Below are 15333 nucleotides of genomic sequence, written 5' to 3'. Positions count from 1 at the left end.
GCTTAAAATTACGTGAAAATGGTCTAAAAAAATTTATTTCGTAAAGTCATGCTAGGGAGAGGAACGGTGAAGAGGGTGAAGCGAGTGAAAGTCCTTGTAGTGGGAAGCGGCGGGCGCGAGCACGCCTTGGTTTGGAAACTTGCCCAAAGCGGCAGGGTATCCGCGATTTACTGCGCTCCGGGCAATGCGGGAATAAGCCGGCTGGCCGAATGTGTCCCCTTGAAGGCTGACGATGTGCCGGGCTTGGTCCAATTTGCCTTGCAAAACGCGATTGACCTTGTCGTGGTAGGCCCGGAGCTTCCTCTTACCCTGGGACTGGTCGACGAGCTGGAGGCCAAGGGCGTCAAAGCGTTCGGCCCAAGCCGGGCGGCTGCCGAAATCGAAGGGAGCAAGGCGTTTGCCAAAGACCTGATGAGCCGCTACGGCATTCCTACGGCCCGCTACGGGGTTTTTACCGAAGTGGAAAAGGCCAAGAGGTTTTCCCGGGAAATGAAAGGTCCCTGGGTAATCAAGGCCGACGGGTTGGCTGCCGGAAAGGGAGTCCTGATCTGCCCGACGCTCGGGGAGGCGGACGAAGCCGTCGAGAAGGTGCTGTCAGGCAAAGCCGTCGGCAAAGCGGGCGAAAAAATAGTGATTGAAGAGCACCTGGAAGGCGAAGAACTGAGCATACTGGCCTTTTGCGACGGTAAAACCATCGTGCCCATGGTTCCCGCCCAGGACCACAAGCGCGTTTTTGACGGCGACAGGGGTCCGAACACCGGCGGCATGGGCGCGTATTCTCCTGTGCCGGCTGGGACAGGTCCGCTTATGCGGGAAATAAGGGAAAAGATCCTGGAGCCGGTCATCAAGGCCATGGAAAAAGAAGGGCGTCCTTACCGCGGTGTGCTTTACCCGGGCCTGATGCTGACGAAGGAAGGGCCCAAAGTCCTGGAGTTCAACTGCCGCTTCGGCGACCCGGAGACGCAGGTCGTCCTGCCCAGGCTGGAGTCGGACCTGGGCGAGATAATCCTGGCCTGCGTGGAAGAAAGGTTGTACGAGGTCGAAATAAACTGGAGACCTGAAGCCTGCATTACAGTGGTAATGGCTTCCGCCGGGTATCCCGGCGAATATAAAACCGGTTATCCCATCAGCGGGCTGGAGGAAGCGGAAGCCGGCGGGGCGGTTGTTTTCCACAGCGGGACCGCATTGCGGGAAGGCCGGGTTGTCACAGCCGGGGGCCGGGTTTTATCGGTGACGGCGCTGGGCCGCGATATTGCGGAAGCCCGGGAGAAGGCATACCAGGCGGTGAAGAAAATAAGCTTTTGGGGATGCCAGTTTCGCAGTGATATCGCCCGCAGGGCGCTGGGATAAGAAAAGGGAAAAGGGGGATCCGGAAACCGCAGCGGTGGAGGGAACATGATGCAGAACTTTAAACCGATAAAGAACATTAAGGTGTATGAGCAGGTCATTGAACAAATAAAAGAAATGATTTACAACGGGAGCCTCAAAAGAGGGGATAAGCTGCCTTCAGAGAGGGAACTGAGGAGCCAGTTTCATGTCAGCAGGGCCTCCATCCGCGAGGCTTTCAGGGTTATGGAGATGATCGGCCTGATCGAAAGCAGGCCCGGGGAGGGCACTTTCATCCGGGAGCACAGGAACGGGATGGCCCTGGAGCCGCTTTCCCTCATTCTGATGCTGGAAGACGACCTGGCCCTGGAACTGCTTGAGCTGAGGCGAGTTCTGGAAATAGACTGCGTGCGCCTGGCTGCCGAGCGGGTGACCGAAGAAGAGCTGGCCGAGATGAAAAAGCATATCGGCATCATGGAAGAGAGCGCCGGGCACGAGGAACACTGCGTCAAGGCCGACGCCAAGTTTCATTTTACGATCGCGAAGGCAAGCAAAAACAGGGTGCTTTATGACGTAATGATGGCCATTTCCCAGGCAATGGACTTTCACATCAAAAACACCAGGACGAAACTTGTCTCCGATAGAGAAACAATGATGAATTTTATCAGGCAGCACTACAGCATTTTTGAAGGCTTGCGGGAAGGAAACTCTGAAAAAGCCATGAAGGCGATGAGGGATCACCTTGATTATGTTGAGGGCCTGATTAAGAAAAATATAGAGAAAACGGAATAAAAAATTTTTTTCTTAGCAGGAAAATAAAGGTTAATGACGAATATTATATACCAAGCGGTCGGACCAGTATAATATTAGACTAATCGAATATTAGGAAGGAAGTGATTGGTTTTGAGGATTGTTATTCCGATCAAGCAGGTCCCTGAAACGAGCAATGTAAAGATGGACGAAAAGACAGGGACGATGATCCGGGAGGGTGTGGAAAGCATTATTAACCCTCTCGATTTGTACGCCATTGAGACGGGTATCCAGTTGAAAGAAAAATACGGGGGAGAGATAACTGTCATCACCATGGGTCCTCCGTCGGCGGAAAAAGCCCTGCGGGAAGCTCTGGCCATGGGGTGCGACGAGGCGATACTGGTCAGCGGTAAAGAGTTCTCCGGTTCCGATACGTGGGCCACTTCATACGCGTTATCCGAGGCGGTCAGAAAAATTGAGAGGATTGATATTATTCTTGCCGGCGAACGGGCGACCGACGGCGATACAGGGCAGGTTGGCCCCGGCTTGGCTTCATTTTTAAATTTGCCCCTCTCGACTTACACCAGCAGGATTGTCGAGCTTAATGAAGGCAGGATCGTTGTGGAGCGCCTGGTGGAAGAAGGATATGAAATGCTTCGCCTTCCTCTTCCGGCTGTTCTCACGGTAGTAAAGGAAATAAGCGATCCCCGTCTTCCCACCCTGAGAGGGAAAAAGGCCGCCAGGGCGAAGAACATCCCGGTGTGGGATGCCGGGGTAATAGGTATTGAGGCGACGAGAATCGGGTTAAAGGGTTCGCCCACCAGGGTTGTCAAAATTGAATCTCCCAAGGTTGCCAGGAAGGGCGTCCTGCTGAAAGCCCAGGACGAGGACAGCCTGCAGGAGGCCGTTGAGCAGCTGGTCGAGTTTTTGCAAAAAAAAGAATTGTTGGCGTAAGGAGGGATGAAGTTGAACTATAACAGTGTGTGGACTATCGCCGAAGCCGGTCAGGGCAGGGTGAAAACGGTATCTTTCGAACTCCTGGCCAGGGCAAGGAAACTGGCGGATAAACTGGGGACAGAACTCATTTCGGTTTTAATGGGTTACCCTCTACAGGAAAGCGAGGTCAGGGAATTGATCCTGCGCGGTGCGGATAAGGTTTACCTGGTAACCCATCCTTTCCTGGAACACTTTATTGTCGAGAATTACGCAAATGTTCTGGTAAACCTGATCAACAAGTACAGGCCCGAAATTATACTCGCCGGAGCCACCTCCAGCGGCAGGACGCTGATGCCTTACGTGGCCGTGAGGGTCAAGGCGGGCCTTACTGCGGACTGCACCGAACTGGATATTGAAGAGGAAACGGGGAATCTGCTGCAAACAAGGCCGGCTATCGGCGGCAATATTATGGCCACAATCAAGACGCCGGAGCACAGGCCGCAGATGGCCACGGTTAGACCCAGGTCCACCAGGCCGGCAGCGAGAGATGAACGGAGAACAGGGGAAATTGTGCGGGTGGATTTCAATATCGACTGGCTCGACGGCCGGGTGGAACGCGTGGGTTTTCGCCGTGTTGAAGGAGAAGATGTCAACCTCCAGGATGCCGACATCATCGTTTCAGGCGGCAAAGGCCTGAAAAAGGCGGAAAACGTTGAACTCCTCAAAAGGCTTGCCGGGCTGCTGGGTGGCGTGGTGGGCTGCTCCAGGGAGGTTGTCGACCGGGGCTGGATGTCTTATCCCCACCAGGTAGGGCTCAGCGGGAAAACGGTTACCCCCAAACTATACATTGCCGCCGGTATTTCCGGCGCTATCCAGCACCTGGCCGGAATGAAAACCGCGGATACCATTGTGGCTATTAATAAGGACCCTGATGCCGCCATTTTCAAGGTGGCTGATTTCGGGATCGCCGGCGATCTCTTTGCAGTGGTACCTGCCCTGTGCGAGAGGTTGAAGAAGGAGGTCGTGAAAAAATGAAATACAACCCGGTGACCAAAGAGGTCATAGCCCGGCTCGGCGCGATTGTGGGCGAGAAGAATGTCATTACCGACGAGGAAAAGCTGGAAGCCTATTCACACGACGAAACCCCGGTGAGCCAGTACGCCCGCATGCCTGAAGTGGTGGTAACGCCAAGGAGTGCGGAGGAGATTGCGGAAATTGTCAGGCTTGCCAACAGGGAACTGATACCAATCACCCCGCGGGGCGCCGGCAGCGGTCTTTCGGGAGGCGCCATTCCCGAACACGGCGGGATTGTCATTTCCTTTGAAAAAATGAACCGGGTGCTGGAAATAGATTACGACAACATGATGATGGTTCTAGAACCCGGCGTGGTTACAAACGAAGTTAATGCCATGGTTGCTGAAAGAGGGCTGTTTTTTGCGGGGTACCCCATGAGCCTGGAAACATGTTACCTTGGCGGCAACATCGCTGAAAACGCCGGCGGCGGCAAGGCGGTAAAGTACGGGGTCACCGGGCGTTATATCATGGGACTGGAATTCGTTACGCCCACCGGGGAGATAGTCAGTTTCGGCGGCAAGCTGGTGAAGGACGTGACCGGGTATGACATCAAGCAGCTCATTGTCGGCTCGGAAGGAACGCTGGGGATAGTGACCAAGGCCGTGATCAAGCTTCTTCCCCTCCCCACGGTGAGGGTAAACCTGCTGGCGCTTTTTGAGGACGTCAAAACCGCCATAGCCATGGTCCCGGAGATCATGACCAAAGGAAGGGTTATACCCACCTCCATCGAGTTTATGGATAAACTGTCCGTGCAGACTTCTTGCCGTTACCTCAACGAAAAACTGCCTTACGAAAACTGCGGGGCCATGCTTCTGCTTGAGGTGGACGGCAACCGGGCCGGGCAGGTGGAAGACGATGCGGAGACCATCGGCGAGTTGTGCTTGCAGGGAGGGGCAATCGAGGTGTACGTTGCCGATAACAAGACAACCCAGGAGAGGGTCTGGAGCGTCAGGAGGAACATCGCGGAAGCTTTTAAAGTTTTCAGCCCCCACCAGAGCCTTGAGGATATTGTGGTTCCCATTGCCGCCATTCCCGACCTGATGCCGGAGATAGAGAGGATTTCCCAAAAGTACGGCCTGCAGATCCCCGTTTACGGCCATGCTGGTGACGGGAACCTTCACGCCACCCTGGTCAAGAACCCGGCAAGCACCATGGAAGAATGGTACAAGAGCGAAGACGAAGCCCTGCTGGAACTTTACCAGGCCACCAAAAAACTCGGCGGCACCATCAGCGGCGAGCACGGGATCGGCTCGAAAAGGAAAAAGTATATCCACCTGTTTTACGGGCCTGACGAAATAGACCTGATGAGAAAGATAAAGCGTGCCTTTGATCCCAACAACATCATGAATCCCGGAAAAATTTTCGAGATGTAAAGGTAGGAAGGAGGTGTATCGAGATGGCAAAGGTGAGCCTGCCATATGGTCCGGGTAGTTTGAGCCTGGAAATTCCGGATGAGCGGATCGCAGGACTTCTTGTGTCCAGGGCCCATGAATACCAGCCGGAAGACACGGAAACGGCGCTGGTGGCAAAAGCCCTTGACAACCCCATCGCTTCTTTGCCCCTGCGTGAACTGGCCAAAGGGAAGAAGAAGGTGGTGATAATCTCCAGCGACCACACCCGCCCCGTGCCCAGTCATGTCACGATGCCGCTTTTGCTGGAAGAGGTCAAGAAAGGAAATGCGGGAGCGGAGATTACTATCCTGGTAGCCACCGGTTATCACCGGCCTACCACGGAAAGCGAACTGCGGCAAAAGTACGGTGATTCGATCGTGGAGAATGAACGCATTGTCATACATAACGCCTTCCGGGAAGAAGACATGGTAAACCTGGGGACCCTTCCCTCCGGCGGCGCCCTGCTGCTTAACCGGCTGGTGAAGGATGCTGACCTGCTGGCGGCGGAAGGATTCATCGAGCCCCACTTCTTTGCCGGTTTTTCCGGGGGCAGAAAAAGCGTGCTTCCCGGCATCGCCAGCAAGGATACCATCCTGGCCAATCACTGCGCGCAGTTCATCGCCCACGAAAAATCACGCACCGGCATACTCGAAGGGAATCCCATCCATGCGGATATGGTTTACGCCGCCCGGGCGGCAGGGCTGAAATTCATCCTGAACGTGGTGATCAACGCGGAGAAGAAGGTGATAAAGGCTTTTGCCGGCGATTTTGAAAAGGCGCACGAGGAAGGCTGCCGGTTTGTTAACGAGCTGGCCGGGGTCAAAGCCGCCCCGGCGGAAATCGTCGTTACGACCAACGGCGGCTACCCGCTTGACCAGAACATTTACCAGTCCGTCAAGAGCATGACGGCGGCCGAGGCTACCTGCAAGGAAGGCGGGGTCATTATCGTGGCTTCGCAGTGCAGCGACGGGCACGGCGGGGAGGGGTTCTACCGCACCTTTGCCCAGGCCAAAGAAGTGCGGGAGGTCATGGACGACATCATCAGGCGCGGAGCAAGCGAAACGGTTCCCGACCAGTGGGAATCGCAAATCCTGGCCCGGGTCCTCTTGAAACACCGGGTGATCATGGTGACGGACGCCCCGCGGGAAATGGTCGAAGACATGCACATGAAATGGGCGCCTTCGCTGGCGGCGGCGCTGGAAATGGCCGGGAAAATGGTTGGCGATGACCGGGCCAAGGTAACCGTTATCCCGGACGGGGTTGCGGTGATTGTGCAGCAATAACGAAAACGAAGAAAACGAAAAGGAGGGATTTATATGCTGGCTTTTTTAGCCTTTTTGCCCATACTTGTTATTATCGTTCTAATGGCAGGTATGAACTGGCCTGCCAAGAAGGCCGTGCCCGTGGGCTGGTTGCTGGCCGCCGTTATAGCCCTGGTTTTTTGGAAAATGGAAATCGCGGCGGTTTTGGGAGCATCCCTGTTTGGCGCCCTGAAAGGCTTTGACGTGCTGGTCATTATCTTCGGCGCGATATTGCTTATGAATACCCTGGACGAGAGCGGCGCCATGGCGACAATTAAAAACGGCTTCATGGGCGTAACGAAAGACCGCCGCATCCAGGCCATCATCATCGGCTGGATGTTCGGCGCCTTTATAGAAGGGGCGGCAGGCTTCGGCACTCCGGCCGCGCTCGCCGGTCCGCTGCTTGTCGGGCTGGGCTTTCCTCCCCTCGCTGCGGCGATGGTCGCCCTAATCTTCAACAGTACGCCGGTCAGCTTCGGCTGTGTCGGGACACCGATTTTTGGAGCCATGTCCACACTTAGCGCCAATCTCACTGCTGCCGCTGCGCCGGTATCGGCCGAGGTCTACAAACTGGGTCTGACCCAATACGTCGCCCTCACCCACGCTGTCTGCGGTACGTTTATTCCACTTTTGGGCATCTGCTTTCTGACTAGGTTCTTCGGTGAGGACAGGTCCGTCAAACACGGCCTGGCCGCTGCTCCTTTCGCCATTTTTTCCGGCCTTTGCTTCACTGTTCCTTATATGGCAACAGCCTGGCTGTTTGGTCCTGAGTTCCCCTCTCTGGTGGGCGCCCTGATCGGCCTGCCGGTAGTGTTGTATGCTGCCAAATCCGGCTTCCTGGCTCCAAAAACCGCCTGGGAGTTTGTTGATTCCAGCAAGTGGGAAGCTGACTGGAAGAGCGCTGTGGAGACTGCCGGCGCCAGGGAAGAAAACTTAAAGATGTCCATGTCCATGGCCTGGCTGCCATATGTCCTCATTGCCCTGCTGTTGGTTGTCACCCGGGTTCCCAGCCTGGGAATAAAGGGGTGGATAACTCAACAGGTGATTGCCTTACCGCCGTTTTTTGGATATGAAAAATTCAAATATGCTTTCCAGTACCTTTATTTGCCCGGTACAGTCCCGTTCATTCTGGTTTCTCTCCTGATGATTCCCATTCACGGTATGACGGGGGCGCAGGCTGCCAAGGCTTGGAAGGCTACCTTCAAGAAGTGTTCCGGCGCCGCGATCGCCCTGTTGTTCGGGGTGGGCATGACTCATCTGATGCTGAATTCCAACCTCAACCCCCTGAAGCTGGACAGCATGATGGTGACCATGGCCAAAGCCGCCGCCGGAATGTTTGGTACCGCTTGGCCGCTGGTATCGCCCTTTGTCGGGGTGTTGGGGGCTTTTATTTCCGGCTCGAACACGGTCTCCAACATCCTTTTTTCTTCATTCCAGTTCGATGTGGCCAGCCAGCTGGGGATTTCCCACACCCTAATCAATACCCTGCAGGTGGTGGGCGGGGCAATTGGCAACATGATTTGCGTGAACAACGTCGTGGCCGTCTGCGCGACGGTGGGGACAATAGGAGCGGAAGGAACCATCATCAGGCGAAACTTCTTCCCTTGCGTCATGTACGGCTTGGCCGCCGCCTTTTTCGTAATGTTCCTGATGGGAGTAACCAACCTTTACTGAACCGTTGGAAAAATGATGGCACCAAAAGCCCGGCATTGGCCGGGCTTTTTTGCGAATTTACTTTACTTTCCCGATGGAGTATAATATATTAACTATTTGGAATAGTTTTTCCAAGCACTAATTTTGCTCATCCTGAAATCGAGCAGGAGAAGCGCCAGGGAGGTTCGAGGAGTGCCTTCACGCGGCAAACCCAAGCTTTTCCAGGTATTGCAGAAATGGTTTTTGTTAATCGGCTATGCTTCCGTTTTGTTGAGCCTGGTCATTTTTTTATACCTTTCGTACAGTTCAATAAAGGAATTTGCTTTTCTTAATCTCCAAAACAGCTGTGAACAGCAGTCCATGATGATCAACGGCTGGTTCAGGGAGAGGGCGCGGGAAATAGACAGGCTTTCCGTGCTGCCCGCCCTAAGACGCGGCGATGCGGAAGAAATCAAGGAGACATTCGCGGTATACAAGCAAAGAGTTGATGCGGAATTTGATTCTTATTACTTTGCCGGTAAGAACGGCTTTATCGTTACTGGTGCTGCAGGCGAAGATATCCTGCTCTACGTGGGTGACCGCGGTTATTTCAAGGCGGCTGTGGAGGGAAAAAGCTGCACCAGTGAAGTGCTTACCAGCAGAATAGACGGCCAACCCGTAGTGGTTGTCTGCAGCCCGGTTTATTCCGAAGACAACGAGGTATCGGGGGCTGTTCTGGGTACGTTGAGTTTATCAAGAGTAGACGACTTTGTTTCATCCTTTCATTTCGGTCAAACCGGGGAAACTTACCTGGTAAATGAAAGCGGTTTGATGCTGACAGAGTCCCGGTTCACTCAAACGCTTACCGACAACGGGCTGGCGAATGGGACGACAAAATACAGTTTAAGTGCCAGATCCAGGGGTGTCGATAGGGTTATAAACGGAGAAAACGGCACAGGGGAGTATTTAAACTACCGGCAGGTCCCGGTGCTGGGGGCGTACCGCTGGCTGCCGGAGCGCGGCTGGGGGCTGGTTGTGGAAATTGAAAAAGGGGAAGTGGTGAGCGGCTGGCTAAAAAAAGTGCTGCCTTTCCTGGCGGTTTTTTTGGCGGCGATGACCATGTCCACTTATTTCCTGGCCCGGCGAATGGCGGGAAAAATCGTTGCCCCGCTGGCGGCAATTACCAGGAAAGTGGGTGTTTTCAGCGAAAATTACAAATCAGATGTTTTGTCATGGTTCTCGCTGGATTCGCTTGTTTATGAGGAATTCGCGCTCCTGAGCGAAGCCTTCAGTTCCATGGGGGAGAGAATACAGCAGCTGATGGAGAACCTGGAATCCGAAGCACAGTACGACCCGCTGACCAGGCTTCCCAACCGCCTGTATTTTTTCAAACGCGGCGAGCAGGTGCTTGAACTTGTCCAGCGAAAAGAAAGGGTCTGTTCGCTTGTTTTCCTGGACATTGATTACTTTAAAAAAGTCAACGATACATATGGACACGCGATTGGCGACCTTGTGCTGATCCACCTGGCCAGGATCCTGGAAAGCAATGTCAGGATCAGCGATATTGTTGCCAGGCTGGGAGGAGAAGAGTTCACCATCATTTTGCCTGATACGGATTTGACCGGGGCCAGGATGCTGGCTGAACGTTTAAGAAAAAAGATTTATCAAACACCAGTCAAGCTGGCTGAAGAATCATTGACAATTACGGTCAGCATGGGCATAGCGGCATATTTTGGGACCAAGGGCCGGATTTACGGAAACGAGGTCCTGGAAAATCTTATTAAAAAGGCTGACGCGGCCATGTACCTGGCCAAGCAGAAAGGGCGAAACCGCGTGGAAATATTCGCGGAAGAAGCTGACAGCAGGCAGCTGCGACTTTTCCTTGATGAGGACGGCGATGTGGTGTAAAATATTATCGTTTAGTCATGAAGTTGAAAGAATAATCGGGTTTTGGACAGGCAACACTGGGTTTTTGACGCATATGAAGGTATTCCGGAGGGGATTTATTGAAAAGCCCGGCGGGCGCCCATGCTGCGGCGTATCATCTAATGCGTCTTATTAGCCCGGAAGCTGCAGGAGGGCCGGACGCCAGGACCCCACAGGTCAAACAAAGGGAGGACGGAGCTGAGATGTGCGGGATTGTTGGCTATATTGGACCGAGGGAGGCAACTCCTCTTTTAATATCCGGATTAAAGAAACTTGAGTACAGGGGCTATGATTCCGCCGGTGTGGCGGTGATTGAAAACCATGATATCCGGGTGATCAAAACTGCAGGCAAGCTGAGCAACCTGGAAAAGAAACTGGAAGAACACATGCCGGAAGGGAAGGTGGGTATCGGCCATACCCGCTGGGCAACACACGGGCGTCCCAGCGACGTCAACTCTCACCCGCACCAGGGCTGTTCCAACGACTTTGCCGTCGTGCACAACGGGATAATTGAGAATTACCTGGAATTAAAAGAATGGTTGATTAATGAGCGGGGGCATGTCTTCGCTTCGGAAACGGACACGGAAGTGATTGCCCACCTCGTGGAAGAGTTCTACCAGGGCGACCTGGTTGAGTCTGTGCGAAAAACGCTGGAGAAGGTCCAGGGGTCTTACGCCATCGGGGTGATTTCCGTTAAGGAGCCCGACAAGCTGGTGGCGGCCAGGAAAGACAGCCCGCTTATCGTGGGGCTGGGAGAAAGCGAGAATTTTATCGCCTCGGACATCCCGGCCATTCTTAACCATACCAGGAACGTCTACCTGGTGGAAGACGGGGAAGTGGTGCTGCTCACCGAGAAACAGGCAGTTATCCTGGATAAAGACAACCGCCCGGTGGAGCGCCCCGTGTTTTATGTGGAATGGGATGCGGAAGCGGCCGAAAAGGGCGGTTACGAACATTTCATGCTCAAGGAGATTATGGAACAGCCGGAGGCTTTTAAAAAGACCCTGACTGGACGCATTCAAAACGGGCGGGTTAAGTTCAACGAGCTCAATTTTACCAGGGAACAGGTGGAAAAATGGAAGAAGATTTTTATCGTGGCCTGCGGCACGGCCTACCACTCCGGTCTCATCGGCAAGCCGCTGGTCGAAGATTTCCTGCGGGTCCCCGTGGAAGTGGACATCGCCTCCGAGTTTCGCTACCGTGAGCCGCTGGTGGATTCACAGACCCTGGCCGTCTTTATCAGCCAGTCGGGAGAGACGGCCGACACGCTGGCCGCGCTCCGGGAAGCCAAGAACAGGGGGGCCGCCACTTTAGCCATTACCAACGTGGTGGGAAGCTCCATCTCGCGGGAGGCGGACTACACAATCTACCTGTGGGCCGGTCCGGAGATCGCCGTCGCCTCCACCAAGGCTTACACCACCATGCTCATTGCCCAGTACTTATTGAGCGTTTACTTGGCCCAGGTCAAGGGGACAATTCCCGAGGAGAAAGCCACCCGGATTCTTGACGGGCTTTTGGAACTGCCCGGCAAGGCGCGGCAGATCCTGGACGAAAAAGAACGCCTGCACAAGCTGGCCGAAAGCATCAAAGGCTGCGAGCACCTCTTTTTCATAGGCCGGGGCTATGACTACAACATCGCCCAGGAAGGGGCCCTCAAGCTAAAGGAGATTTCCTACATCCATGCTGAAGCGTACGCGGCCGGAGAACTCAAGCACGGCACCCTGGCCCTGGTTACGGAAGAAACGCCGGTTATCGCCATTGCCCTCCAGGAAAAAACTTACGAAAAGACCCTGAGCAACATCAAGGAAGTGATTGCGCGCGACGCTTACGTAATCGGGCTGGCCAATGAGGGGGACACCGAGATACTGAAAACGGTCAATAATGTTATTTACATCCCGAAGATTGAAAATATTGTCAGCCCTGTCCTGGCCATAATCCCGCTCCAGCTGTTGGCATACTATGCGGCGGTGGTGAGGGGCTGCAACGTGGACCAGCCCAGAAATTTGGCCAAGAGCGTAACCGTGGAGTAAAACGTTCACCGTTGCCGGGAGAGGTTATATTTCTCATTTATTCCTTTTCCCCATGCGAAAAAAGGGATTCCGATTGGGAGGAAAAAAGGGAAAAGGATAAAGGTTCAAGTCCATAAAGAACAGCAAAGGGATAAGGGCAAAGTCTTGTAAATACAGGACTTACGCCACTTATCCCTTTTTTGTTTATAGTTGCTGACAAAGTGTTGTCATTTGCGATAATCATACTGACAGTCTATTGTCAGCCACCTCCGGCATACTAGAACTAAAGCACATATGGGGGTGGTTTTTTATGACTGAAAAGTTGGATTTAAACCTTTCTCTTAGCCATCGGTGTCTTGGGGTTAATTCGCTGCAGCAGATTTACGTAATGTTACAACTGAGGCAACCGCCAGTTCAGATTAAGGGGAGGTTGCCGGTCAATGTAAGCTTTGTTCTGGACAGGTCCGGTTCAATGGCAGGAGAGAAGCTTGACTACACCAAGCGGGCTGTTAAATTTGCCTTGGAGCATCTGGATACGCACGATACTGTGTCTGTAGTTGCATTTGACGATGAGGTAAATGTATTGATACCGGCTCAAAAGGCCATCAACAAAGACCAGATGATACAAGCAATTCAAAGTATTGGATCTGGCGGCTGTACTAATCTAAGCGGCGGCCTTTTCAAGGGCGCTGGGCTGGTGAGAGAAAATTTGTTAGGGGATCAGGTAAACCGGGTAGTGCTATTAACGGATGGTTTAGCCAATCGCGGTATTACCGAACCCCAAAAATTGGTTTCCCATGTCAAAAGGTTAAACGGTAAGGGCATAACCATATCAACACTGGGGGTTGGCCAGGATTTTCAGGAAGACTTACTGGTAGACATGGCTGAGGCTGGAGGAGGCAACTTCTATTATATTTCCAGTCCTGACATGTTGCCGGAAATCTTCCGCCAGGAACTGCAAGGATTGTTAAGCGTTGCAGCCCAGAACCTTGAACTGACCATTACCCCTTCAGAAAGCGTGAAAGCCATAGGGATTATTGGTTATAAACCGGAGTTTGGTCATGATATCCGGATTAAACTCCCCGATATGTATAGCGGCGACATTAAAACTGTCCTTATTGAACTTACGGTGCAAACTGGAGATAGCGGAGGATTGGACCTGGGGCAGATTAGTTTAAGGTATGACGACGTTCAGGACAACCTGGTATCAGTTAAGCTCGATTTGGCCATTAATGTGCCTGTGACCGAAAAATACGGGGATTTACAGGATGCGGTGGTGGACTTTAAGGTAATAAAAGAGATTGAGATATATCGAACCGCTCAAATCAGGGAAGAAGCCATCAAAAAGGCTGATGAGGGACTTTTTGATGCTGCATGTCAGATGCTTAAAGCACAAAAAGAAAAATTAGACGATTTGTTTTTGAAATGTCAAGACAACGAAATATTGGAGGAAATTAGAAGTCTTGAATCGAACTATTATAAGGTAAGCGAGAGCAGAGAATTTAGCCCTCTATTAAGAAAAGAAATGAAGTTTTCCAGCTACAGGTCCAGGAATAAGCGTTGAGTGTTGAGGCGGTTAATTATGCAACGTGTATATAACCGATTTGAAAGGAACCGCTTAAGAAAGGCAGCGGAGTCTTCCAGTTTTCATGTTGAGATGACGGCCATGCCGCTTGCGGCACCATCAGGAGGACGAAAAATGCATTTCCGGGGCAGGTGAGAACTTGAGCAGACTGAAACGGGAGATGCGTATTTACCAGGGGATTGTTGATTCTGTTAAAGAAGGCAACGAGGTAGAAACCGAACAACTTTGCAGTTTGTTGGGCATAAACGAAAAGACCCTTTTTACCTATCTTGAATCGGCAGCCGCTGCAATAGATGTTGGCATGGTTAAACACAACGGCCAGGCTCTTAATATCGAAGCCATTAAAGAATACAACAGGAAAAACAAGATGAGTGTCAGCAAAGTTATGAATAAATCTACCCGGCTGGCTAAACTCATCAACGTTTTAAACCAGAGGACCCCTTTTGGAGGAGCCACCCTGGGGGAATTGGCGGAAAAGCTGGATGTTACCGAACGGACGGTATACAGAGACCTGTGTGATCTGGAGCAGGAACTCAACATTAGAATAGTTCGACCGGATAGAAATATGGGGGAAAAGGGCAGGTACAAATTAGATAACACCTATCTTCCTGCGATAAGCCCCGAGAAGGCTATGTTTATTTACCTGAGCCTGTTGCAGCAAAAAGAAACGGCCCTTACTTTGGGGACTCAAGAAATAAAGGAAGCCTTGATAGGCACCCTTACCAGAAACAGGTATTCTCTCCAGGCGATTGCTTTAAAGGAGTTGGAATCAAGAGTCTACATTGTGGATGAAGCTCTTATCGATACAGAAAGAGTAAGTAAAACTTTCTTAGAGATATTGCATGCTCTTAATCAGTCGTATGTCATCTATATAGAATACTTTCTATCTTACAACCAGGAGATATCAAAAAGGTTAGTCGAACCGTACGGGTTGGTATGCAAGCATCATAATTGGTATTTGATAGGGAAGTGCTTGGAGAAGAATGACCTGCGGACGTTTCGCATTGATCAGATTGAATACATCTCGCCAAGACAGCATCAGAAATTCCTTTATCCGGCCGATTTCCAACTTGGAGAATATGTCAAAGACAGGTGGGGAGTATTTGAGGAAAAGGAAGCAACTCATATCAAAGTGCAATTCGCCCCTTCTGTTGCCTACAGGGTGAAAAAAATCAAATATCATCCCAGCCAAATGATAGAAGAGGAAAGGGAAGACGGTTCAATCGTAGTCAGCTTTAAAATAAAAGGAATTATTGAATTCATCAGTTGGCTTTTGCAGTGGAAGACAGGGGCTAAACTGCTTGAACCCCCGGCGCTGCAGGAGAAAATGCGGAAGATCGCATCGCAAATAGAAGCGATGTATGCAGACAACTCAGTTTTATAACTTGGCTTCTTTTTTTAGC

General features: G+C 52.2%; 11 protein-coding genes. All 11 read left to right on the top strand.

The genetic code is table 11. The features are described 5' to 3' along the window. The first annotated feature begins 84 nt into the window (after window positions 1–84). Window positions 85–1350 carry a phosphoribosylamine--glycine ligase gene (purD, locus tag NUV48_12345; protein ID MCR4442929.1) on the top strand — a complete coding sequence of 422 codons (1266 nt, stop codon included), beginning with the start codon at window positions 85–87 and terminating at the stop codon, window positions 1348–1350. A gap of 45 nt (window positions 1351–1395) precedes the next feature. Beyond that, window positions 1396–2118: a FadR family transcriptional regulator gene (locus tag NUV48_12340; GenBank protein ID MCR4442928.1), complete on the top strand. Its 723-nt coding sequence runs from the start codon at window positions 1396–1398 to the stop codon at window positions 2116–2118. A 111-nt stretch (window positions 2119–2229) separates the two neighbouring features. Next, window positions 2230–3030: an electron transfer flavoprotein subunit beta/FixA family protein gene (locus tag NUV48_12335; GenBank protein MCR4442927.1), complete on the top strand. Its 801-nt coding sequence runs from the start codon at window positions 2230–2232 to the stop codon at window positions 3028–3030. A 6-nt stretch (window positions 3031–3036) separates the two neighbouring features. Next, window positions 3037–4047, top strand: a complete 1011-nt coding sequence (locus NUV48_12330; protein MCR4442926.1) for an electron transfer flavoprotein subunit alpha/FixB family protein — start codon at window positions 3037–3039, stop codon at window positions 4045–4047. Beyond that, window positions 4044–5459 carry an FAD-binding protein gene (locus NUV48_12325; GenBank protein MCR4442925.1) on the top strand — a complete coding sequence of 472 codons (1416 nt, stop codon included), beginning with the start codon at window positions 4044–4046 and terminating at the stop codon, window positions 5457–5459. The genes NUV48_12330 and NUV48_12325 overlap by 4 nt, the downstream gene beginning before the upstream one ends. Before the next feature lie 23 nt (window positions 5460–5482). Continuing rightward, window positions 5483–6760 (top strand): nickel-dependent lactate racemase, encoded by a 1278-nt coding sequence (larA, locus tag NUV48_12320; protein MCR4442924.1) that lies wholly within the window; start codon window positions 5483–5485, stop codon window positions 6758–6760. Between the two features lie 33 nt (window positions 6761–6793). After that, window positions 6794–8452, top strand: a complete 1659-nt coding sequence (locus NUV48_12315) for an L-lactate permease (protein MCR4442923.1) — start codon at window positions 6794–6796, stop codon at window positions 8450–8452. A gap of 171 nt (window positions 8453–8623) precedes the next feature. Then, window positions 8624–10318, top strand: coding sequence for a diguanylate cyclase (locus tag NUV48_12310; protein MCR4442922.1), 1695 nt, complete (start codon window positions 8624–8626; stop codon window positions 10316–10318). 221 nt (window positions 10319–10539) lie between these two features. Next, entirely contained in the window at window positions 10540–12366 is a 1827-nt protein-coding gene (gene glmS / locus NUV48_12305) for a glutamine--fructose-6-phosphate transaminase (isomerizing) (protein MCR4442921.1), read from the top strand. A 289-nt stretch (window positions 12367–12655) separates the two neighbouring features. Continuing rightward, window positions 12656–13909, top strand: a complete 1254-nt coding sequence (locus NUV48_12300; GenBank protein MCR4442920.1) for a VWA domain-containing protein — start codon at window positions 12656–12658, stop codon at window positions 13907–13909. Between the two features lie 160 nt (window positions 13910–14069). Further along, the gene (locus tag NUV48_12295) at window positions 14070–15314 is read left to right on the top strand and encodes a WYL domain-containing protein (GenBank protein ID MCR4442919.1); all 1245 of its coding nucleotides are present in this window, start codon (window positions 14070–14072) and stop codon (window positions 15312–15314) included. Window positions 15315–15333 lie beyond the last annotated feature (19 nt).

Source organism: Peptococcaceae bacterium (assembly GCA_024655825.1).
GTDB lineage: Bacteria > Bacillota > Peptococcia > DRI-13 > PHAD01 > JANLFJ01.
The sequence above is the reverse complement of the archived record's forward strand: the minus strand, read 5'-3'. Positions and strand labels throughout refer to the sequence as shown.